The sequence below is a fragment of the Sulfitobacter sp. 1A15258 genome (assembly GCF_043557045.1).
In the GTDB taxonomy this organism is placed as follows: domain Bacteria; phylum Pseudomonadota; class Alphaproteobacteria; order Rhodobacterales; family Rhodobacteraceae; genus Sulfitobacter; species Sulfitobacter faviae.
Window position 1 is genome coordinate 1 of sequence record NZ_JBIFFK010000002.1, and the last position, 21,644, is coordinate 21,644.

The 21,644-nt window shown below is 61.8% G+C and carries 23 protein-coding genes, 1 tRNA gene and 1 riboswitch; of the genes, 10 read left to right on the forward strand and 14 right to left on the reverse strand.

Translation table 11 applies throughout. The features are described from left to right. The first annotated feature begins 266 nt into the window (after positions 1-266). A tRNA-Met gene (locus tag ACGYK9_RS04160) sits at positions 267-343 on the forward strand. 214 nt (positions 344-557) lie between these two features. Here the strand turns inward: ACGYK9_RS04160 and ACGYK9_RS04165 are convergent. The 5 genes from ACGYK9_RS04165 to ACGYK9_RS04185 form a co-directional block, all read right to left on the reverse strand. Continuing rightward, on the reverse strand, positions 558-1,562 hold the full coding sequence (locus ACGYK9_RS04165) for a FecCD family ABC transporter permease (protein WP_394412670.1): 1,005 nt from the start codon (positions 1,560-1,562) through the stop codon (positions 558-560). A 54-nt stretch (positions 1,563-1,616) separates the two neighbouring features. Continuing rightward, positions 1,617-2,552 carry an ABC transporter substrate-binding protein gene (locus ACGYK9_RS04170; protein ID WP_394412667.1) on the reverse strand — a complete coding sequence of 312 codons (936 nt, stop codon included), beginning with the start codon at positions 2,550-2,552 and terminating at the stop codon, positions 1,617-1,619. Between the two features lie 14 nt (positions 2,553-2,566). Next, on the reverse strand, positions 2,567-3,349 hold the full coding sequence (locus ACGYK9_RS04175) for an ABC transporter ATP-binding protein (protein ID WP_394412664.1): 783 nt from the start codon (positions 3,347-3,349) through the stop codon (positions 2,567-2,569). Continuing rightward, positions 3,346-3,753, reverse strand: coding sequence for a DUF1636 family protein (locus ACGYK9_RS04180; RefSeq protein WP_394412662.1), 408 nt, complete (start codon positions 3,751-3,753; stop codon positions 3,346-3,348). Before ACGYK9_RS04180 ends, ACGYK9_RS04175 begins: the two co-directional genes overlap by 4 nt. 120 nt (positions 3,754-3,873) lie before the next feature. After that, positions 3,874-4,089: riboswitch (cobalamin riboswitch) on the reverse strand. Between the two features lie 25 nt (positions 4,090-4,114). Then, positions 4,115-5,194, reverse strand: coding sequence for a CobW family GTP-binding protein (locus ACGYK9_RS04185; protein WP_394412659.1), 1,080 nt, complete (start codon positions 5,192-5,194; stop codon positions 4,115-4,117). Between the two features lie 356 nt (positions 5,195-5,550). Here ACGYK9_RS04185 and urtA point away from each other — a divergent pair, with 356 nt between their 5' ends. The 6 genes from urtA to aspS all read left to right on the forward strand — a co-directional run bounded on the left by urtA (position 5,551) and on the right by aspS (position 13,395). Next, positions 5,551-6,837, forward strand: coding sequence for an urea ABC transporter substrate-binding protein (urtA, locus tag ACGYK9_RS04190; protein WP_394412656.1), 1,287 nt, complete (start codon positions 5,551-5,553; stop codon positions 6,835-6,837). Between the two features lie 76 nt (positions 6,838-6,913). Further along, positions 6,914-8,842, forward strand: coding sequence for an urea ABC transporter permease subunit UrtB (gene urtB / locus ACGYK9_RS04195; protein ID WP_394412653.1), 1,929 nt, complete (start codon positions 6,914-6,916; stop codon positions 8,840-8,842). 3 nt (positions 8,843-8,845) lie between these two features. Beyond that, positions 8,846-10,027, forward strand: a complete 1,182-nt coding sequence (gene urtC, locus ACGYK9_RS04200; RefSeq protein ID WP_394412650.1) for an urea ABC transporter permease subunit UrtC — start codon at positions 8,846-8,848, stop codon at positions 10,025-10,027. Next, positions 10,024-10,779 (forward strand): urea ABC transporter ATP-binding protein UrtD, encoded by a 756-nt coding sequence (urtD, locus tag ACGYK9_RS04205; RefSeq protein ID WP_394412648.1) that lies wholly within the window; start codon positions 10,024-10,026, stop codon positions 10,777-10,779. Before urtC ends, urtD begins: the two co-directional genes overlap by 4 nt. Continuing rightward, the gene (gene urtE, locus ACGYK9_RS04210; protein ID WP_394412645.1) at positions 10,766-11,461 is read left to right on the forward strand and encodes an urea ABC transporter ATP-binding subunit UrtE; all 696 of its coding nucleotides are present in this window, start codon (positions 10,766-10,768) and stop codon (positions 11,459-11,461) included. Before urtD ends, urtE begins: the two co-directional genes overlap by 14 nt. 158 nt (positions 11,462-11,619) lie before the next feature. Then, the gene (gene aspS / locus ACGYK9_RS04215; protein ID WP_271692371.1) at positions 11,620-13,395 is read left to right on the forward strand and encodes an aspartate--tRNA ligase; all 1,776 of its coding nucleotides are present in this window, start codon (positions 11,620-11,622) and stop codon (positions 13,393-13,395) included. 29 nt (positions 13,396-13,424) lie between these two features. On the opposite strand, the gene ACGYK9_RS04220 is transcribed toward aspS, so the two are convergent. The 4 genes from ACGYK9_RS04220 to ACGYK9_RS04235 all read right to left on the reverse strand — a co-directional run bounded on the left by ACGYK9_RS04220 (position 13,425) and on the right by ACGYK9_RS04235 (position 15,590). Continuing rightward, the gene (locus ACGYK9_RS04220) at positions 13,425-14,156 is read right to left on the reverse strand and encodes a BglII/BstYI family type II restriction endonuclease (protein WP_271688922.1); all 732 of its coding nucleotides are present in this window, start codon (positions 14,154-14,156) and stop codon (positions 13,425-13,427) included. Beyond that, positions 14,140-14,772 (reverse strand): MT-A70 family methyltransferase, encoded by a 633-nt coding sequence (locus ACGYK9_RS04225; protein ID WP_394412642.1) that lies wholly within the window; start codon positions 14,770-14,772, stop codon positions 14,140-14,142. The genes ACGYK9_RS04220 and ACGYK9_RS04225 overlap by 17 nt, the downstream gene beginning before the upstream one ends. 112 nt (positions 14,773-14,884) lie before the next feature. Continuing rightward, entirely contained in the window at positions 14,885-15,361 is a 477-nt protein-coding gene (locus tag ACGYK9_RS04230) for a hemerythrin domain-containing protein (RefSeq protein ID WP_394412639.1), read from the reverse strand. Between the two features lie 58 nt (positions 15,362-15,419). Further along, positions 15,420-15,590 (reverse strand): hypothetical protein, encoded by a 171-nt coding sequence (locus tag ACGYK9_RS04235; RefSeq protein WP_394412637.1) that lies wholly within the window; start codon positions 15,588-15,590, stop codon positions 15,420-15,422. Positions 15,591-15,739: 149 nt separating this feature from the next. Here ACGYK9_RS04235 and ACGYK9_RS04240 point away from each other — a divergent pair, with 149 nt between their 5' ends. Further along, positions 15,740-16,462, forward strand: a complete 723-nt coding sequence (locus ACGYK9_RS04240) for a GNAT family N-acetyltransferase (RefSeq protein ID WP_394412634.1) — start codon at positions 15,740-15,742, stop codon at positions 16,460-16,462. Positions 16,463-16,471: 9 nt separating this feature from the next. Here ACGYK9_RS04240 and ACGYK9_RS04245 read toward each other — a convergent pair whose 3' ends face one another. Continuing rightward, the gene (locus ACGYK9_RS04245; RefSeq protein WP_394412676.1) at positions 16,472-17,191 is read right to left on the reverse strand and encodes a response regulator; all 720 of its coding nucleotides are present in this window, start codon (positions 17,189-17,191) and stop codon (positions 16,472-16,474) included. Positions 17,192-17,317: 126 nt separating this feature from the next. On the opposite strand from ACGYK9_RS04245, the gene mce reads away from it, so the two are divergent. Together mce and ACGYK9_RS04255 are read left to right on the forward strand one after the other, a co-directional pair. Continuing rightward, entirely contained in the window at positions 17,318-17,722 is a 405-nt protein-coding gene (mce, locus tag ACGYK9_RS04250) for a methylmalonyl-CoA epimerase (RefSeq protein WP_243265831.1), read from the forward strand. A gap of 2 nt (positions 17,723-17,724) precedes the next feature. After that, entirely contained in the window at positions 17,725-18,018 is a 294-nt protein-coding gene (locus ACGYK9_RS04255; RefSeq protein ID WP_067261517.1) for a DUF1467 family protein, read from the forward strand. Here the strand turns inward: ACGYK9_RS04255 and ACGYK9_RS04260 are convergent. The 4 genes from ACGYK9_RS04260 to trpS form a co-directional block, all read right to left on the reverse strand. Next, positions 17,951-18,685, reverse strand: coding sequence for an EI24 domain-containing protein (locus ACGYK9_RS04260; protein WP_394412629.1), 735 nt, complete (start codon positions 18,683-18,685; stop codon positions 17,951-17,953). The two genes, ACGYK9_RS04255 and ACGYK9_RS04260, sit on opposite strands and share 68 nt — an antisense overlap. After that, entirely contained in the window at positions 18,676-19,248 is a 573-nt protein-coding gene (locus ACGYK9_RS04265; RefSeq protein ID WP_394412626.1) for a nitroreductase family protein, read from the reverse strand. Before ACGYK9_RS04265 ends, ACGYK9_RS04260 begins: the two co-directional genes overlap by 10 nt. 9 nt (positions 19,249-19,257) lie before the next feature. Then, complete coding sequence (locus tag ACGYK9_RS04270; RefSeq protein ID WP_394412623.1) at positions 19,258-20,364, reverse strand: class II histone deacetylase; 1,107 nt, start codon at positions 20,362-20,364, stop codon at positions 19,258-19,260. Between the two features lie 209 nt (positions 20,365-20,573). Next, positions 20,574-21,590, reverse strand: coding sequence for a tryptophan--tRNA ligase (gene trpS / locus ACGYK9_RS04275; protein WP_209217007.1), 1,017 nt, complete (start codon positions 21,588-21,590; stop codon positions 20,574-20,576). Positions 21,591-21,644: the final 54 nt, after the last annotated feature.

Consider the following 21,644-nt stretch of genomic DNA (forward strand, 5'->3'; position numbering starts at 1 on the left):
TACTGCGTCTTAAGACGTGGGAGAGTAGGTCATCGCCAAACCTAATAAGTTCCTAGACTACAGTATCTCTCTACGATAATCAGATTAACAAAACCGCCGCAGCGCAAAGCTGCGGCGGTTTTGCGTTTGAGGGGGCTTTCCAGCGGCCTTCGAACTTTGGCGGCGCGAACGGTAAGCGTGCCGGAAAAAATCTCAAGAAAAATTACTATTTTCTGTTCGAATGCGCTTGCAGCTCCCGCACTATAAGTCTAAACGGAGGGCATTGGCGCGGGATGGAGCAGCCCGGTAGCTCGTCAGGCTCATAACCTGAAGGTCGTAGGTTCAAATCCTACTCCCGCAACCAATATTAGCGAAGTATCGCTTTCAGAAAGACTCGCCCTTGCCGGCGGGTCTTTCTGCATTTGAGGGGATGTCCCTTTGCTCTGCCCCTGTTCAAATTCGTGTTCCGCCGGCTTTGCGAAGAGGACTATTTGCGTCGGTAGAAGGAAAGAGAGTTTAGCACAGGGGCGGGTCAGTGGTTCAGCGCCCGGTTCGAGCGTCTCTCATTGTAATGCGCCTCACCGTATCCGCCGCCGCAGCAACCAGACGAAAAACACGCCGCCGATCAGTCCCGTAACGATGCCGATGGGCATATCGTCGGGGGCCATGATGGTTCTGGCCACGATGTCCGCCCACAAGAGGAACACGGCGCCGCATAGGGCTGTGATAGGGAGCAGGCGGCGGTAGTCGCCGCCGACCAAGAGGCGCACGATGTGGGGGATCATCAGGCCGACGAAGCCGATCACTCCAGAGAAGGCGACCATGACCCCCGTGATCAGGGCGCCGATGACGAAGATCGTGAGCCGGAAACGCGCGACGGGGATGCCGAGGGTGGTGGCGGTTTCATCGCCGACGGTCAAGGCGTTCAGGTGGCCTGACCTGAGCCAGAGATAGGCGCCGCAGCCCAGCAGGATCACGGCGGGGTAGATAAGCTGATCCCATCCCGCCAAGCCGAGGCCGCCGAGCATCCAGAACACGACCGTATGTGTTGCCCGTGGATCGCCAAGAAAAATCAGCACATTGGCAGCGGACATGACGATGAAGGACACGGCGACGCCCGCCAAAACCAGCCGGTCGGCGCTGGTGGCGGCCGCGAATTGCGTGACGGCAAGAACGATCAATATCGCCCCGAGCGAGCCGAGGAAGGCGAGCAGGGGGACGGTCAGCCCTCCGAGGAACAGCCCCGTGTGCAGCAGGGCCAGAATGGCGCCGAATGCGCCACCTGCCGAAATGCCCAGCAGATGCGGGTCTGCTAGCGGATTGCGGGTGACGGCCTGAAGGCTTGCGCCGACGATCGCCAATCCCGCTCCGACCAAACAGGCAAGGATGGCTCTCGGCAGGCGGATGTTCCAAACGATGGCCTCCCGCCCGGCGGACCAGTCCACAGCCACGGCGCCGGGGGCGGCCTTGTTGGCCAAGATGCCCCAGACGGTTTCGACGGGGACCACGACGGCTCCCACGCTCACCGCAATCGACAGCGATGCCAGCAGGATCGCGATGCCGAACAGGCAAGTGATCCACACCCCCCGCGTGGGTTTCCGAGGCGCTATCGATCGCGGTTTAAACGTCATGAATGCTCACTGCCCCCGAAACGCGGTGGCGAGGGTTTTGACCGCTTCGATGTTGCGCGGGCCGGGCGTGGCCTCGACATATTCCAGCACGACGAAACGGTCGTTGCGCACGGCGTCGATGTCGGCAAAGGCGGGGTTCTCCATCATGAAAGCGCGCTTTTGATCGGCGGTGACTTCGCCGTAGTTGACGATCACGATGACTTCGGGATCGCGCGCGACCACGGCCTCCCAACCGACGGTGGCCCAGCTTTTCTCGAGGTCGTTCATGATGTTCGTGCCGCCTGCGGCCTCGATCAAGGCGTTTGGCATGGCATAGGCCCCGGCGGTGAAGGGCACATCTTCGCCGCTGTCATAGACAAAGACCCGGGGGGCGGTCTCAAGCGGGGGCAGCGCCGCTAGGAATGCGTCGAGCTCGGCTTGGTAGCCTTCGATCAAGCGCTCGGCGCGATCCGAGACGTCGAAGATCGTGCCGAGATTGCGCAGATCGTTATACATATCCTCCATCGAGGATGGGGCTTTTTGACCGATATGGATGCAGCTTTCGGTGAGTTCATAGACTTGAATGCCGAAGGGGGCGAGCGTTTCCGGCGTCACCTCGCCGCCGACCTTCATGCCGTAGTTCCAACCGGCAAAGAAGAAGTCGGCATCCGCCCCGATCAGCACCTCACGCGAGGGGTATTTTGACGACAGTTCCGGTAGCGCCGCGACACCTGCGGTCATCTCTTGGTCCAGTTTGTTCCAGCCCGAGATGCCGGTATAGCCCACCATGCGGTCTGCGAGGCCGAGCACCAGCATCATCTCAAGCAGGTTCACGTCATTGGCGACCGCGGCTTGGGGCGGGTGATCGAAGGTGACTTCGCGGTCGCAGCTTTGCACGGTGGTCTGGGCAATCGCCGATCCGGCGATCATCAGGGCGGCGAGGGTGGTGAGAGTAAGTTTCATAAGAGTTTTCCGTTTCAATCTGGAAGGGCGAAAGAGAAATGCGCCGCGCCGCTGGGGGTGAGCCGCTCGCGCTGCGCGTCGACGCGAAATGTTTTTGAGACGAGATCATCGGTCAAAACCGTATTTGGCGGGCCGAAGCCCTGCGGATAGCCTTCTTTCAGCACCAGCACCTCGTCACAGATGCCATCGGCCATATTGAGATCATGAAGCGAGACGACGATGGTCATGTTCAAACCGCGGATCAGTGACACGATTTCAAGCTGGTGGCGTATATCGAGGTGGTTGGTCGGCTCATCCAGGACCAAGACCTGCGGCTCCTGTGCCAAGGCGCGGGCGACCATAACGCGCTGCCTTTCCCCGCCCGAAAGGGTGCCGACATCGCGGTGGGCGAGGGGGCGCAGACTGAGCCGGTCCAAGACGCGGTCGATGATCTGCTCATCTTTCCGGCTTGATGACGAAAACGCCGCGCGATGAGGCGTGCGGCCAAGGCGGACGATCTCCAAGACCGTCAGCCCAAAGGACGGCGTCTGTTCTTGCAAGACGGCGGCGATGCGCCTAGCGGCGGCACGGGCGGAGAGGGACCAAATATCCTGCCCGCCCACATGGATCGACCCCGTCTGGGGCGGTTGAAAACGGTAGAGCAAGCGCAAGAGGGTGGATTTGCCCGCGCCATTCGGCCCCAGCACGCCCAGAACGCCGCCCGCTGCGACGGTAAAGGACGTAGGGTGCAGAACCGGCTGGCCCGATTTTCCCGGCGCCCAGCTTACATCCTTTACTGCAAGGTCGGCGGCTCTCATGAGACGCGCAGGTGGCTGGGTTTCAGCTCGATCATCGCCGCGGGCACCCGCGCAAGGGTGGATTTGCGCAGTTTGCCGGGGCGGTCCAGCGAAGAGCACCAGCCGTCATTCAGTGTGGCATAGTGCTGGGCGAAGGCCACAAGGTCGTCGATGTCTTCGTCAGGGTCGACGTCGCCAAAGAGGTAGGTCGCCTTTGCGCTGGCGTGATAGGCCACCGTGCAGGGGCGATCGCAGCCCGCCATACAGGCCACGCCCGCGACCTCGAAATCCTCAGGGATCGCCGCGCCGGCTGCCGCGATTGCGGCGCTCAGCCTCTGGATCAGGTCAAAGCCCGGGCGGCAATCCGTGCCTTTGTGTTTGCATGAGGTGCAAACCGTAATCCTGTGGTTCTGATGCGTATCCATGTCGCCCTCCGCGAACGCGCGGGGGATCGAGCAGCCATGTTCTACAGCAGGGGAGTTTCCCTGTCGCCATCATGTTCTCCTAACCAGACACCCCGTCTGGGTTGAGTTGCAATTACGGCCCCTCTCGGCGCCGGTGATGGCAGGTCTCCTGACTCGCGGATCGACGTTCGCCCGAACCTTCCCAAGCCTTAAGCTCAGTGGTTTTTGCCGGGGTCACTCACCGCTCACAGTTGCGGGGGCAGTTACGGTTTCGGCGCGCGTTGCTTGCCTTACCGTATTCCCTTTTCATCCCAGACGCCGCTGCGGCGGCTGGAAACCATCGCCATAATCTGTGGCCGAAGAGCCATGCCGGGTCAAGCTGCTATCCCGCCTGCCGCTCAGGCCCATCGCGCCGGGCGCGCAGCATATCGAGGCTCCGGTTCAGTTCGGGGTTGGTCATGTCGCGGGCGATGACGACGATGCGGGATTGCTGGTCGTCCTTTGGCCAGTCGCGCAGGGGGACGGGCGGATCGAAAAGATGCTGGACCCCGTGAAAGACAAAAGGGGTGGGGACGTCTTCCAGATGCACGATGCCTTTGACCCGCAAAAGATCGGACCCGCGCAGCCTGACCAGCGTGTCGAGCCAAAGGTCGAAAGCCTCGGCCGGGATCGGTGCGTCTAGCACGATGGAGGCCGACCCGATCCGCGCATCATGTTGGTGGGTTTGCATCATAGGCGCGGATGCCGAGGGCGCGGCGAAGCCCGAGAGGTTGTCGAACGGAACCGCCGCTTGGACGGGCGTGAGCCATTCCATAACGTTGCTCGCATCAACCGCCCGCCGCATACCGCTGAGCCCCCAGAGCGATGCAACCGGGATAAGCCCGCGTTCGGCCTTGATGATGCGCGCCGTTTGATTGAGGTCGCGCAGCCTGCTTTCAAAGGCGGCGAGCGCTTGCTGGGTCACCAAGTCGGATTTGCTGAGCACCAGCAGGTCGGCCATCGCCACCTGCGAGACGGCTTCGAACTGCTGATCCAGCGTGTCCGGCCCATTCGCGGCATCGACGACCGTCACCACCCCGTCCACGCGGAATTTGCGGGCCAGATAGGGATCGGCCAAAAAGGTCTGGAGAATGGGGCCGGGATCGGCCAGCCCCGTCGTCTCGATCACAACGCGGTCGAATTGCACGCGCCACGTCTGCCTGCGGCGCTTGAGGTCTTGCAGCGTCCGCGACAGATCCCCCCTGATCGAGCAGCACAGGCAGCCCGATTGCATGAGGATGACCTCTTCGTCGGCGGTTTCGATCAGATCGTGGTCAAGCCCGGCCTCACCGAATTCATTCACGACGACCGCGATTTTGGGGGCCTCTTCGCTTGAGACGATGTGATTGAGCAGCGTGGTTTTCCCCGCGCCGAGGAAGCCGGTCAGCAGAGTAACGGGAATGCGTTTGTCGGTGGCGGGCATGGTTTGTGGGCTCTGCTATGGATAATATTAGTAACGTTATAACATCACAATATGTGGTGCAACCCGTAGGCCGATGCCCCGAGCTTGCCAAAATCCATGCGCTCAGCGCCCAAATTTTGGCAGGTCCACCTCAAATCGCCCAATCGAAGGGCGTTATTGCTGCGCCGCAGAAAGCGACCTTGGGTTAGGGCTTGTTGCAACGCGCCCTGAAATTGAGGCTGCAGGGGCCTCGCTATGGGGCGGCGCCAAGGGAGTTGTCCGGCAAGGGGGGCATCCGCGCGCGATAACAATAAACGCTGTGTGGAAGAGGCATCATCGCGTCTTTGCTCCTCCGCACACCTAACGGGGATACCGTCATGAAACTTTCCACCAAACGCACATTTACTGCGACCGCTGCGCTATTGATCGCGGGTTCAGCCGCCGCCGCAGAATGCGAGGACCCGATCAAGGTTGGCGTGCTGCACTCCCTCTCGGGGACGATGGCCATTTCCGAGACGACATTGAAAGACACGATGGAGCTTTTGATCGCGCAGCAGAACGCCGCGGGCGGCTTGCTGGGATGTGAGATCGAAGCGGTTGTCGTTGACCCGGCTTCCGACTGGCCCCTGTTCGCCGAAAAGGCGCGTGAGCTTCTCACCGTCTCCGAGGTGGATGTCATCTTTGGCTCTTGGACCTCGGTCTCGCGCAAATCCGCGCTGCCCGTTCTGGAAGAGCTGAACGGCCTGATGTTCTACCCGGTCCAGTATGAGGGCGAGGAAAGCTCGCGCAATGTGTTCTACACCGGTGCGGCCCCGAACCAGCAGGCGATTCCGGCCACCGATTATTTCCTTGAGGAACTGGGCGTCGAGAAATTTGCGCTGCTGGGGACTGACTATGTCTATCCCAGAACCACCAACAACATTCTTGAGCAATATCTGCTGGACAAGGGCATTCCCGAAGAGAACATCTTCGTCAACTATACGCCTTTCGGCCATTCCGACTGGTCCACGATCGTGTCGGATGTGGTCGAACTGGGCGCGGATGGCTCGCAGGTGGGCGTGATCTCAACCATCAATGGCGATGCGAATATCGGCTTTTACAAAGAACTGGCCGCGGCGGGCATCTCTGCCGATGACATTCCGGTCGTCGCCTTCTCGGTCGGGGAGGAAGAGCTTTCGGGCCTCGATACCGCTGACCTCGTGGGGCACCTCGCGGCTTGGAACTACTTCCAATCGGCTGAATCCGAGCAGAATGACGAATGGGTCGCCGCGTGGAAAGAGGCGATGGGAGAAGACCGGGTGACCAATGACCCGATGGAGGCGCATTACATCGGTTTCAACATGTGGGTGAACGCGGTCACTGAAGCAGGCACCACGGATGTGGATGCGGTGCGTGCGGCGATGTATGGGCAGGAATTCCCCAACCTCACAGGCGGGACGGCTGTCATGCTGCCCAATCACCACCTCGCCAAGCCTGTGTTGATCGGTGAAATCACCGAAGACGGCCAATTCGACATCATCAGCCAGACCGAAGAAGTCCCGGGCGATGCATGGACGGATTTCCTGCCTGAATCGGCGGTTCTGGTCTCCGACTGGAAAGACCTTGAGTGCGGCATGTACAACAAAGAGACCGAGACCTGCGTTCAGTTGACTTCAAACTACTGAACTCAAGAGCCGGGCGCGTCCTCAGCCGTGCCCGGCATCCGTTTTGACCACTCCCTCTTCGAAAGCCCCATACCTCATGGTTCGAATGCTGCTCAGCCTGATGTGCTTGCTGGCCTCTGTCGGTTTTGCATCCGCTCAGGACCTCCAGTCCCTTTTGCAGACCCACGAAGCAGAGGTGGTCAAACCCTCGCGTAAATCGGTCGGTGTCCTATTGGACGATCTGGTGGCTTCGGGCCTGCCGCAGGTGCCAGCCTTTCTGGAGCAATGGGCCGAGCGGAACGTCTGGCAAGACGATACCTCGGGCCTGTTCTACTTTGGGGCCGAGGCGGATGATACACTCGCGCTGCGCGACATAGATACGGGCGAGGAGGCCACCGCGCCCTCGGATGGGTTCAGCCAATTGCGCCCCAATGGTGGCGTGCGGCGGGTCATTGGCACCGCATTGGTGCAGTTTCAACTGTCCGATCCCGACCCTGCGCGCCGCCGCGCCGCGCTTGAAAGCATTGCACGCCGCAGTGATGCCAGCCAGCTTGGCCCGCTCCTGGCCTCCCTCGACGGGGAGGATGACTCCGCCCTGCGCGCGCGCAAGGAGCAATTGGCCAATTTCCTGACCGCGCGCTTTGGGCAGGCGGCTGATGAGCGCATTCGCGCGATTGAAAGCCTGTCCTCCGATACCTCACTCGAAGCGCGGGCGGTGCTGAGCCAGATCCTCTCGGCCAAGACCGGCGTGGCCGAACAGCAACCCGAGGGGAACATCGCCCGCATTCTTGATCCCACGGCAGCACCCTCGGCAAGCTATGAGACGCTGGTGGAGGCGGGCCTCGCCCCAGCAATCGTGCCACAAGGCGAGATACGCGCGGCGCTGGAAGCCAATATCGTCGATGGCCGTGTGGGCGGCGTTCCTCTGGCGCAGTTGGACGACCCGGCGCGGCGTTTGGATGCCTATCGCGCGCTTGCCGAGGCGGGCAGCGTGCCGCCTCTGGTAACGCAGGATGATATCGACACCGCTTTGCAGAACGCAGTTTTTTATGAACGCTACGCAGAGGAGGACGCCGCGATCACCGATGCGGCCCGCGCCACGCTCGACGCGGTCGAAACGCGGGTTGGCTGGGCGCAGACGTTGGATTTGACACTCGACGGTCTTTCGCTGGCCTCGATCTATTTCCTCGCCGCGATTGGGCTCGCGATCACCTTTGGGCAGATGGGGGTCATCAACATGGCCCATGGCGAGTTTATCATGATGGGGGCCTATACGGGCTATGTGGTGCAGCTCATCGTTCCCGATTACACGGTGTCGCTTCTGATCGCGCTGCCGCTGGCCTTTGCTGTCACCTTTGGCGCGGGCGTCGCGATGGAGCGGCTGGTGATCCGCCATCTCTACCATCGCCCGCTTGAAACCCTCTTGGCGACCTTCGGCATCTCGATCGCTCTGCAGCAGATCGCCAAGAACATCTTTGGCACGCAGGCCCGTCCGCTGACATCGCCCGAATGGCTGCGCGGGGCGCTGGTGATTTCGGATGTGGTTCAGATCAGCTTCATCCGCATCGCCATATTCGTGCTGGCGCTGATCTTTCTGTTCTTGCTGCTGTATATCCTCAAGCGCACGCGCCTTGGCTTGGAGGTGCGCGCGGTGACGCAAAACCCCGGCATGGCGGCCTCGATGGGGATCAACCCGGATCGCATCAACATGATGACCTTCGGACTGGGCTCCGGCATCGCCGGGGTCGCGGGCGTCGGCATCGGGCTTTATGCGCAGGTCACCTCTGAGATGGGCACGAATTACATCGTGCAAAGCTTTATGACCGTCGTGGTGGGCGGTGTCGGATCGGTCTTCGGCACGCTGGCGGGCGCGGGGCTGATCGGCTTCCTGCAAAAGGGGATCGAGTGGTTGAACCCCTCCAACACGCTGGCGGCCCAGACCTACATGATCCTTTTCATCATCCTGTTCATTCAATTCCGGCCCAAGGGCATTGTCGCCCCCAAAGGCCGGGCAGCGGCGGATTGAGTCATGACCCAGACGCACAGCCAACGCAGTTCCTTCATCGGGCGCAATCCTTCGGTTCTCTACTTCCTCGCCGCGCTGGGCCTGTTCACGGCCCTTGTCACGGTGATGTCCGAAGCGGTCGGCACCGGGCTTGTCTCGACCTCTTTCGTCAAGACGCTGGGCAAGACCCTTTGCCTGTGCCTTGTGGCCATCGCGATGGATGTGGTCTGGGGGTATTGCGGCATCCTTAGCCTTGGGCATTTCGCCTTTTTCGGGATCGGGGGCTACGCCATCGGGATGTGGCTCATGTATGCGCGCACTGAGATCATCGTGGCCGACAGCCTCGCCGGTCAGACCATCCCGCCCACGCCGCAGGAGATTTCGGACGCCATCGGAAACCAGATTTTCGGGGTTGTCGGCTCATCCGACTTTCCGCTGATCTGGGCCCTTGCGGACAGCCTGTGGATTCAATTGGCCTTCGTCGTGCTGATCCCCGGCGCGCTGGCGCTGGTCTTTGGCTGGCTTGCCTTCCGCAGCCGCGTCAATGGGGTCTACCTGTCGATCCTAACCCAAGCGATGACACTGGCGCTGGCGCTTTACCTCTTCCAGAACGACAGCGGGCTGCGGGGCAACAATGGCCTGTCGGGGCTGCAAAACATCCCCGGTTTCGCCGACAGCGGGCAAGACGTGGTCTCAATCGTCTTCTTCCTCGCCTCCGCCTTGGCCCTCGCATTGGGCTACCTGTTCTTCGCTTGGATCACCGACAGCAAGCTGGGCAATATCATCCAAGCCATCCGCGACGATGAATCGCGCGTTCGTTTCCTCGGCTATCATGTGGAGAGCTATAAGCTATTCGTCTTTACCATCACTGCCATCGTCGCAGGCATCGCGGGCGCGCTCTATTACCCGCAGGCGGGCATCATCAACCCGGCTGAAATCGCGCCCATCGCCTCGATCTATCTGGCGGTCTGGGTCGCCATTGGCGGGCGAGGGCGGCTTTACGGGGCGGTCATCGGGGCGGCGGTGGTCTCGCTTCTGTCCAGTTGGTTCACAGGGGGCGGTGCGCCCAGCATCGATCTGGGGGTCTATACGATCCATTGGGTCGACTGGTGGCTGGTGCTGCTTGGTCTCAGCTTTGTACTTATCACGCTGTTTGCGCCCAAGGGCATCGGCGGCCTCTTTGACAAACTGGTGCGCAAGTCATGAGCTCTCTGTTGGAAATGTCCGGAATTTCGAAATCCTTTGACGGGTTTCAGGCGATCAAGAACCTGAGCCTTCAGATCGGGGAGCCGGAGTTGCGGGCCGTCATCGGCCCCAATGGGGCGGGCAAAACCACCTTCATGGATATCATCACCGGCAAGACGAAGCCGGATGAGGGCTATATTCGCTTCGGCGAAGACAGCCGCTCGCTCATCGGTCTGTCCGAAAGCCAGATCGCCATGCTGGGGATCGGGCGCAAGTTTCAAAAGCCCACGGTTTTCGAGGCGCAAAGCGTGCGCGAAAACCTTGCCATGGCACTCAAGAACCCGCGGGGCACCTTCTCGGTCCTGTTCTATCGCAAGAGTGCAGAGGGGGCGGCGCGGCTTGAACAGATCGCCGATGAGATCAACCTGACCGCCCATCTCTCCCGCCCTGCCGGAGAGTTGAGCCACGGGCAAAAACAATGGCTGGAGATCGGGATGCTGCTTGCGCAATCGCCGCGCCTGCTGCTGGTGGATGAGCCCGCCGCAGGCATGACCGCGCATGAGCGCGAGCACACCACCGACATCCTGAAAAAGGCGGCCGAGACTCGCGCTGTTATCGTGGTGGAGCATGATATGGAGTTCGTGCGGCGGCTGAACTGCAAGGTGACCGTATTGCACGAAGGATCGGTGCTGGCCGAAGGGTCACTGGACCATGTGACCAACAATCAGACTGTAATTGACGTATACTTGGGGCGCACCGATGCTGGAGATTGAGAACCTGAGCCTGAAATACGGGCAATCCCAGATCCTCCATGACATCACCTTGAACGCGCCCGTGGGGCAGGTGACCTGCGTGACCGGCACGAATGGGGTCGGCAAGACCAGCCTGCTCAAAGCCATCGCCGGGCGGCATCCTTTCTCAGACGGGGCGATCAGGCTTAATGGCGTGGAATTGCAACCGGGGCGTGCGGCGCTCTCGGCCAAGGCGGGCGTCGGATATGTGCCGCAGGGGCGTGAGATTTTTCCGCTGATGACCGTGCAAGAGAACCTTGAGACGGGCTTTGCATGCCTGCCCAAGTCCGAGCGCAGGATCCCGGATGACATTTTTGATCTCTTCCCCGTCCTCGCTGAGATGAAGACCCGGCGCGGGGGGGACCTGTCTGGCGGGCAACAACAGCAGCTTTCCATTGCCCGCGCACTCATCGCGCGACCCAGCGTGCTGCTGTTGGATGAACCCACCGAGGGGATACAGCCCAATATTATCCAGATGATTGGCCGCACGATCCGGCTTCTGCGCGATCGGGGGGAGTTGGCCATCATGCTGGTCGAGCAGAACTTTGATTTTGCCTATAACAACGCGGATCATTTCCACGTCATGCAGCGCGGCCAGATCACCCAATCGATCCCGAAGGCAGAAGCGAAAAGAGAGCAGCTTTTGGATGCGCTTGCGCTCTAGCTGACCCTCCAAAGCGGGATCGCGCAGGACCTAGGCTGGGGGTCTAGGCGCGGAAACCTCCTATTATTGTGGGGGCGCGTGGCAGCAAAGTCTTGACTTCCCGACCGTCAAACGGTGTACCTGCGCGAAACCTGAAATAGCCCTAGGAAGGGACCATCATGCACGCCTATCGCAGCCATACCTGTGCCGATCTGAGCCTTGAGAACAAGGGTGACAATGTGCGCCTGTCCGGCTGGGTGCACCGGGTGCGGGACCACGGCGGTGTGCTGTTTTTGGACCTGCGCGACCATTACGGGATCACTCAGGTCATCTGCGACCCTGACAGCCCGGCCTTCGCCGAGATGGAAAAGGTCCGTGCGGAATGGTGCGTGCGCATCGACGGCACCGTGAAGGCGCGCGACGAGAGCCTTGTGAACCCCAAGCTGCCCACGGGCGAGATCGAAGTATACGCGCGCGACATCGAAATCTTGGGTTCTGCCGCGGAACTGCCGCTTCAGGTCTTCGGCGATCAGGAATACCCCGAAGAGACACGTCTGCGCTATCGCTACCTCGACCTGCGCCGCGAGAAGATGCAAAAGAACATGGCGCTGCGCTCTGACGTGGTGGCCTCGATCCGCAAACGCATGTGGGATCAGAACTTCCGCGAGTTCCAGACGCCGATCATCACCGCCTCCTCCCCCGAGGGCGCGCGCGACTTCCTCGTGCCGTCGCGTCTGCATCCGGGCAAGTTCTACGCCCTGCCGCAGGCCCCGCAGCAGTTCAAACAGCTGCTCATGGTTTCGGGCTTTGACAAATACTTCCAGATCGCGCCCTGCTTCCGCGACGAAGACCCGCGCGCCGACCGCTCGCCCACCGATTTCTACCAGCTCGACATGGAGATGTCCTTTGTCACGCAGCAGGACGTCTTCGACACGATCCAACCGGTGATCGCAGGCATCTTCGAAGAGTTCGGCGGCGGCAAGAAGGTCGACGAGACTTGGGAGCAGATTTCCTACAAGGACGCCGCCCTGTGGTATGGCTCCGACAAGCCCGACCTGCGCAACCCGATCAAGATGCAGGTGGTGAGCGAACATTTCCGCGATTCCGGCTTCGCGATCTTTGCCAAACTGCTTGAGCAGGAAGGCACCGAAATCCGCGCCATCCCCGCGCCCACAGGCGGCAGCCGCAAGTTCTGCGACCGCATGAACGCCTTCGCGCAGAAAGAAGGGTTGCCCGGCATGGGCTATATCTTCTGGCGCGATCAGGGCAACGGAATGGAGGCGGCAGGCCCGCTGGCCAAGAACATCGGGCCTGAGCGTACTGAGGCGATCCGCCAGCAGTTGGGTCTGGGCGTCGGCGATGCGGCCTTCTTCCTCGGCGGCAAGCCGAAGAGCTTTGAGGCCGTCGCGGGCCGTGCGCGCAACGTCATCGGCGAGGAGTTGAACCTCACCGACAAGGAGCGTTTCGCCTTTGCTTGGATCGTGGATTTCCCGATTTATGAGCGCGACGAAGAGACCGGTAAAATCGACTTTGAGCACAACCCCTTCTCCATGCCCCAAGGCGGGATGGAAGCGCTGGAGGGCGATCCGCTCAAGGTGCTGGGCTACCAGTACGATCTCGCCTGCAACGGCTACGAACTGGTTTCGGGCGCGATCCGGAACCACAAGCCCGAGATCATGTTCAAAGCTTTCGAGATTGCCGGCTACGGCGAAGACGAGGTGCGCAAGCGCTTTGGCGGCATGGTCAACGCCTTCCAATATGGCGCCCCGCCCCACGGTGGTTGTGCGGCAGGCATTGACCGGATCGTGATGCTGCTGGCCGAAGAGCAGAACATCCGCGAAGTCATTCTCTTCCCGATGAACCAGCGTGCCGAAGACCTGATGATGAACGCCCCCTCCGAGCCCAGCAGCGATCAGCTGATGGAACTGGGGCTGCGGGTCATCCCGCAGGAGTGATCCTGTCTGAATGAAGTCTCGCCCCCGGGTCAGTCGGGGGTGATATTGCCCGGTAGGATGCCCAGCACCAGAACCGGGCAGCCGCCGCTGCGCCCGGCGGCGATCCGGCTGATCAGCTTGTGGGTGCCGGTGGTGCTGGCCCCGAATTTCGCGCTGACGGTCTTGTCGGTCTCATTGCCGAACTTGTCCAAGCAATTGCCGAGCGATTTGAAAAAGTCGTTCGACAGTTCGCGCGTCACGATGACGCCCACGTCGATCACCCCCGCTTCGAAGAAGCTGCGAAAGGCGTAAAGGTCACGGTCGTAAGTCTGGTCTTTGCTGTTCCATTCATAGTCGAACGCCACCCGGCCACGCCAGAAATCGACCATATGGTTGTGGATGAAATCCTCGCGGATGATGCGGTCAACCTCGGGGGCGCTGTCGCCTTTGCCAGCGGTGAGTTGCACCAAGAGATCAGCCTTGATCCGCACCTCCTCATGGAAATTCTCGGCTGCCGCATATTGCGCGAAACGGGTGGTGGCCGACATGCGGTTGCCCCCCGGCGCGCGAATCTCATCACGGCTGATGGTGAATTGGCGCAGCACGCGGATGATCGCGGCAAGCTCTTCTGGCGCGCGTTGTTGCAGAACGGCGGCGGCGCTGCGGTAGCTGGTGACGGAATAGCGGTCGCGCAGATCGACGGGCAGCAGATCTTCGACAAGCCTTTCGTCGTCGAAAACCGCGTCGTCGATGCGCCGCGCCAGATTACTCAGCCGCGACACTGGAATTGTAGCTGTAGGTCTTCCAATCGGGCTTGTAATCCGCCTCGGCCTGATTGCCCCAAACGGTCCAACCCTCGCGCACGCCACGCCCGAAGAGTTCGAGGTAGGGGCCCCAAGAGCAGCTTTCGATCAGGTCATATTGCTCATCCGGCTTGCGCGAATGTTCGCGCTTTCGGGTTTGCAGCATGTTCACCCGCCGCCGCCCGGCGTCGAGCGTGCGCACGTTCTTACCACGCACCCCGAAAAGCAAAATCTCGGTCACATTGCGGAAGTAGAAACCCACGCCGCGCCCATCACTGCCGCCATCCTTGCGGATTTTGTGCCAGATGATGTTGGATTTATACTCAAACCCCCAAGCCTTGAGCACCTGCAACCCTTCGGGCAGGAGCGCATTTGGCACCCACATGTAGCAATGCGCGCGGTCTTCGAGGTGATCGGCCACGGGCAGGCCGCAGATATCCTCAACCGTCATCGTGGGATAACGGGCCAAGCGCTTATGCTCGGGCGCGACCTTGCCGGTGCGGTTGGTAAAGCGCCACGGCGGGTCCGCCATGACGCATCCAAACCGGTCTTTGCCCAGGAAGTCGCGTAGGTCTTGTGATGGATTATCGCTCATATCCAATATATTGCGTTCCCTCGGGCTTTCTTGCAACCGCAACCTGCCCGGCGGGGCTAGATATCCACAAGAACGTTAAGGGAACACATTTAGCAGGGAAGAGCGGCTTGGGTCAATCCTCAAGGCTGTCTTCGCGCTTTTCCTCGATGAGTTTGGCTTCCTTTTCCTTACGCTTCAGGAACTTGTCGCCGAAGGCGCCGTTTTGTTCCTCGCCGATAACCTTCTTGGCACGGGTGAAAAGCTCGTCTTCTTCCTCATCCATGTGATGCTCATAATCGTGCTTGAGCTGCTTGAAACGAGTCAGCCAAGCCGACGAGGACATATCGGTTTCGCGCAATTCCTCCATGATGTCGTCAAGCTGCTGGTGCTCATGCACCGAATGGCGGGCGTGATCTTGGCCCCATGTTTCGGACATCAGCGTGGAATAAAAGGTCTCTTCCTCGGCGGCGGCGTGGGATTTCACGTCATGGTAAAAGCGGTCCCAAGCTTTGCGGCGCTCGGCGCTGTCGCCTTCGGTGTCAGCGATGGTGTTCAACAGGGCGCGGTGTTCATCATGATCTTCTTTGATCGCGTCATAGATGGAGGGCATGGGAAAATCCTTTGGTGTTACCTGTGGCTAACGCCGCAGTCACCGGCAGGTTCCCGCCTTAGAAGACCGTGCCCTGCGCCGTTTGGCTGGCAACCTCTTGAAACAGCCCGCCGGTTTGCGCGTGAAAAGCCGCCAAGGCGACGACGACCAGCCCAAGCGCATTCGCGCCCACAACGATCCAGTCGACCGGCTTTGCGGCTGTCGCGCTGTCTTTGGCGTGCTGGCTCATCTCACCCTCCCGGGCCTTTGCGGTTGCGACGATGCTGAAGGCTGATTGTGGCATCAATGTGTAGCTTGGAGGCCAAGACTGGGGTCTGATGCGATTATTTCAAGTTTATTCAGCTTGGCGGCTCGAGAACGCCGGTGCATAACTTTTCCATGAACAGTAAATCTGACCCGCGCCCCGTTGGGCCCCTTGTTGAGAATTGGTCCAAGCCGCCGCGCCCGGGGGGTGACGTGCTCACCGGCCGTCATGTAGTGTTGGAACCGCTGTCGGCCGAGAAACACGCGGCGCTGCTCTATCCCGCCTATCTGGGGGAGGATCACGTTTGGGATTATCTGCCCTACGGGCCATTCTCGTCGGCGGCGCAGTACCACCGTTGGGTGCGCGACAATGCGGGAAAGGCCGATCCCTATTTCATGGCGGTGAAAGACCGCGCGCGGGACCAATGGCTGGGCGTGGCGAGCTTCCTGCGGATCAAGCCCGAGGCGGGCAGCATCGAAGTGGGCCATATCAACTTCAGCCCCGCGCTTCAGCGCACCCCGGCGGCGACCGAGGCGATATTCCTGATGATGCAATGGGCCTTCGAGGCGGGCTATCGCAGATTCGAGTGGAAGTGCGACGCGCTCAACCGTCCGTCGCGCCGCGCGGCGCAGCGTCTGGGGCTGAGTTACGAGGGTGTCTTTCGGCAGGCGACCATCGTCAAGGGGCGCAACCGCGACACGGCTTGGTTCGCCGCGATCGACACGGAATGGCCCGCGCTGAAAGAGGCGTTCGAGGTTTGGCTTGCCCCCGGCAATTTCGACGGGCAGGGGCAGCAAAAAGAGCGGCTTGGCGATCTGACCCGCCTTGTCCGGGTGGCCAGGGATCCGACGCTTTAACCCGTCAGGCTAGATCGCCAGCCTTTCAGTAAGGCGGTGCCGGATCATCCCGGTGATGGCTGCGGTCTCAGGCCCCGCGGGTTGGCCGAGGGCGCGTTTATGGGCCAAGGCGCGGGCGGCTTCTTCCAAACGTTGGTCATTGGCCGAACGGGCCACCCCGCACAGGAATTGCGCGGCGTAATCCAGCGTTTGATTGTCGGGCGCATCCCCCAGCACGTCAGCGATATGGGCAATGTCATCTTGGAAACCGATCCGGTCCGGGGTCACATCCTCATCCGGCAGGATGCGCGGCCCCCGGGGGCGGCGGTCGTCGGACAGCGCGGCGAGGATGGCTTGCTGAAAGGAGGACAGCGAGGTGATCGGCTTGGACAGGAAGCCATCCACCCCCGCCGCACGGGCGTCAGGCTCCATATGGCTGTCGCCGGAAATGGCGATGATCGCCTCGACCCGTGGTGTGCTGTGAACAAGTTCGGCAATCAGGTCCAACCCGCTGCCGTCGGGCAGGCCAAGGTCGACGAGAGCCACGGTAGGGCGGTAAACCTGCAAATGCCGCCGGGCCGAGCGCAGGCAATCCGCCCGTCTGATCCGCGCGCCGGAGCGCAGGCAGAGCAGGCGCATCGCCTCACAGGCGAAACGGCTGTCTTCCACCACCAGAACGGTAAGGCCCAGCAGAGGCCGCTCCGCCGTGGGGGTGAGGGTCGGTCTTTCAAAGGGGTCGGTATCGTCCATCATCGCCTCCATCAACAACTGCTGCGCCATCGTTACGCCGCGTTGGCTAATGACGCGTTAACGTGACGCATTGTTGTTTACCGGGGTGACGGGCATAAAGCTGGCAAATCACGAGGAGCATTCAGGATGATCGGACGTCTTAACCATGTGGCCATCGCCGTGCCGGATCTCGAAGCGGCGGCGGATCAGTATCGCCACGCGCTTGGTGCCAAGGTCGGCGCGCCGCAGGCCGAACCTGACCACGGGGTCACAGTGATCTTTATCGAGCTTCCGAACACCAAGATCGAATTGCTGCACCCCTTGGGCGATGACAGCCCGATCAACGGCTTCCTGGAAAAGAACCCGGCGGGCGGCATCCACCACATCTGCTATGAGGTCGATGACATCATTGCGGCGCGGGACCATCTGAAATCCACCGGCGCACGGGTTCTGGGCTCGGGCGAGCCTAAGATAGGCGCCCATGGCAAGCCGGTGCTGTTCCTGCACCCCAAGGATTTCAACGGCGCGCTCGTCGAGCTTGAGGAGGTCTGATCATGGGGATCGTTTCGGGGCTCGTCCTCTTTGCCGTCATCTGGTCGATGACATTCCTGATCGCCCTGCCGATCCGGGTGCAAACCCAAGGCGACGCGGGCGAGGTGGTGCCGGGCACTCACGCGGGCGCGCCCGAGCAGCATCATCTGGGCCGCAAGGCGCTGTGGACCACGCTGGTCGCCGCGATCATCTGGGCGATCAGTGCGACGATCATTCTGTCGGGCTGGATCAGCGTGGCGGATATCGAAGGTTGGCTGCATCCGAATGCGGCACCAACGCATGGTACAGGTGGGTAAAGGTCGCCGCGCCTAGGATCGGGATCAGCAGGTTCAGCAGCGGCACCGAGAGCGGCACCGCCATCAGCACCCCGGCCATCCAGATCGTGCCCGCATGGCGGCGGCGCAGGCGCTTGGTCTCGTCCCGCCCGTGGCGGCGCAGCGCGGCGAGGGTGAAATACTCCCTCCCCAGCAGAAACCCGTTCAGCCCCCAGAAGATAAACAGCGCCGCTGGGGCGAAGAGCAGGTAAAGCACCAGCGCCAGCAGGTTCGCCCCTACCAACACGCCCATGAAATTTACCGTGTCGCGGATGGCGTCGCCCATGCCGACTTGGTTCGCGGGGGGCAGATGGGGGTAGTGCACCTCTTCCACCGCGTCGGCCACCTCATCGAGAAACATCGAGGTGATCGCCGAGGCCACGGGCACCATCAGGAAGACCGAAAGCACCATGAGCAGGATCAGCGCGCTCCAACTCAGCAGATCGTCGAGCCAGTTGACCTCTCCCAGCACGGGCAGCCAAGCGTCTTCGGGGGTGACCCAGTCCACCAGATAGGCAAAGCCCGCCGTGGCCGCGATCAGCAGCGCCAGCGACAGGCCCACGCCCAAGAGCACCACCTTGCGAAAGCGCGCATCGCCCAATTGGCCAAGCGCCCGGGTGAATGACCTGAGGATCGCGTTTACAGCCATGTGGTGATCCCGTCGATGTCCGGGCGCGGACGCTCCGGCGGGGCGGTGGTTTCGGTGCCGATGTGAATGATGCCCGCGATGCGCTCATGCGGGGCGAGGGCCAAGCCCTCTTCCATAAAGCCCCGGTCATGGGCGGGCCAACCGCTCAGCCAATTGGCGCCCCAGCCTGCGGCGAGGGCGGCATTCAGAAGCGCGAGGCAAACCGCCCCGGCGGAATAGGTCTGCTCCAGCGGCGGAATTTTGGGTGAGGGTTTTTGCACCTCGATCACCGCCACGGCAAGGTTGCCCTGATCGAACTGGCCACGCCCCTTGGCAATGTCCTCGGCCCCAAGGCCAAGCGCCGCGCCGCGTGTCTCGACCACCTCGGCCAAACGCGCCATCGCGGCACGGTCGATGACCACGAAACGCCAAGGCTCCAACTTGCCATGATCCGGTGTGCGCGCGGCGGCGGTGAGAAGCGGGCGCAGGGCCTCGGCATCGGGCACCGGCAGGTCCAGTGTCTTGGCCGGGCGCGAGCGGCGGTTTTGCAAAAAGGCGAGGGCGGAAGGGTCAGCTACGGGCATCGGGGTCTCTTACAGGTCCAGTTGCTGCGCAATATCGTCAATCGACTGGCGGAGGAAGGCATCAAAGGCGGGCGAGGGTTGGCGTGCGTTGAGCGACCGCGCCATCGGGTCCGGCGCGTCAATCTCGCTGCCGCTCAGTGCGGCGATTGTGGCGTGGCCGCAGAAGGGGACATAGGCCTCCGAATAGCCGCCCTCATGCACCAGCACCAGCTTGCCATTGCAAAGCCGCTCGGCGGTGCTGCGGATGCGTTTGGTCATCTCGGCAAAGGTTTCGGCGGTGGCCTGCATCCGTGCCAGCGGGTCGATGATCGCCGCGTCATAGCCGCAGGCGACGATGATCATGTCAGGGGCGAAAGCCTCAATCGCCGGGATCACCACGCGGTCCATCGCGTGGAGGTAGGCGGTATGGCCCGAGCCTGCGTGCATCGGCAGGTTGATGTTATAGCCTTCGCCCGCCCCGCGCCCGCGATCCTTCAGGCCGCCGGTGTCGATGGGGTAATTCCCCTCTTGGTGGAGTGAGATGGTCAGCACGTCATCGCGGTCATAATAGATCGCCTCGGTCCCATTGCCGTGGTGCACGTCCCAATCCAGCACGACGACGCGCTTTGCCAGCCCCTTGGCCTGCGCGGCTTCGATAGCGATGGCGATATTGGCGAGAAGGCAGAAACCGTTGGGCAGGTCCGGCAGGCAGTGGTGCCCCGGCGGGCGGCTGAGGGCATAGGCATTCTGTAGCTCGCCCCGCGCCACGGCATCGACGGCGGCGATGGACAGCCCGGCAGAGAGCGCGGCCAGTTCATAGCCGCCACGGGCGAAAGGCACCGCATGGCCCAGCTCACCACCCCCCGCATCCGAGAGGCGTTTGAAGTCATTAAGATAGGTTTCGGGATGCACCCGCGCCAAGGCCTCCCGGTTGGCGCGGGCAGCGCTGCGGGTGTCGAGTTCGGCGAAGAGCCCGGTCACCTCCATCAGGTTCTTCATCCGGCGCTTGGTCTCGGGGTTTTCCGGCAGACCCCCGGCGGCGAGGGGCTGCACCAGCCCGCCCACCGGCATGGTAAAGACGTAGTTGCCCCCTGCGTGCCAAAAGCAGCGTTCGTCCCAGAAAAAACCTGTGGTCATCTTGTGCTCCCCTTCATCCTTGCGGGGAAGGTGGCCCAGGGCGGCGGGATTGTCCATGGCGCGGGGGCTCACGCGGGCGGTGGCGCGTGAGGTGGGTGCGGGATTTGGTATTTGAGAAAGGATGAAGGGGGGGGAAGGGGGCGCTTTGGGTGGAAAGCGGGGGGCTTGAGGTGCCCTAGCGCCTTTGGGGGCGCTAGGGTTTTTGGGGGCTAGCCAACCATGCCGACGATCTCATAGGTGCGTTTGAGGATCGGGGCGGTGATCTCGCGCGCTTGTTCCGCACCGCGGGCGAGGATGCGGTCGATCTCGGCCGGGTCGGCCATCAGGCGCTGCATTTCGGCGGTGATCGGGCCCATTCTGGAGACGGCCAGCTCCGCCAGCGCAGGCTTGAAGGTGCCGAATTGCTGGCCGCCAACCTCCGCCAGCACCTGATCGACGGATTGGTCGCTGAGGGCGGCGTAGATGTTCACGAGGTTGCGCGCCTCGGGGCGGTCCTTCAGGCCCTCGGCCTCGGACGGGAGGGCGTCGGGGTCGGTTTTCGCCTTGCGGAACTTCTTGGCGATTGTGTCGGCATCGTCGGTCAGGTTGATGCGGCTCGCGGGCGAGGGGTCGGACTTTGACATCTTTTTGGACCCGTCGCGCAGGGACATGACGCGGGTGGCCGCGCCTTCGATCACCGGTTCGGTGAGCGGGAAGAAATCGACACCGTAGTCGTGGTTGAACTTCGCGGCGATGTCGCGGGTCAGCTCAAGGTGCTGTTTCTGGTCCTCGCCCACCGGCACATGGGTGGCGTGGTAGATCAGGATGTCGGCGGCCATCAGCGCGGGGTAGGCGAAAAGCCCCAGCGAGGCGGCTTCGGCGTTTTTGCCGGCCTTGTCCTTCCACTGGGTCATGCGGCCCATCCAGCCCATGCGCGCGACGCAGTTGAAGACCCAAGCCAGCTGCGCGTGCTCAGGCACTTGGCTTTGGTTGATTAGGATGGATTTTTCAGGGTCGATGCCCGAGGCGATGAAGCCGGCGCAGAGCTCGCGGGTGCTTTTCTTCAGGTCCGCCGGGTCTTGCCAGACCGTGATCGCGTGCAGGTCCACCATGCAGTAGATCGATTGCACGCCCTTTTCCTGCGCATCGGCGAAACGTTTCAGCGCGCCGAGGTAGTTGCCTAGATGCAGGTCGCCCGAGGGCTGAATGCCGGAAAACACGCGCGGGGTGAATTGGGTCTCGGACATCTGGAGGCACCTCTGGGCTGGAAAGTCTTGCGCGGCAGGCTTACTTCTGGCCGC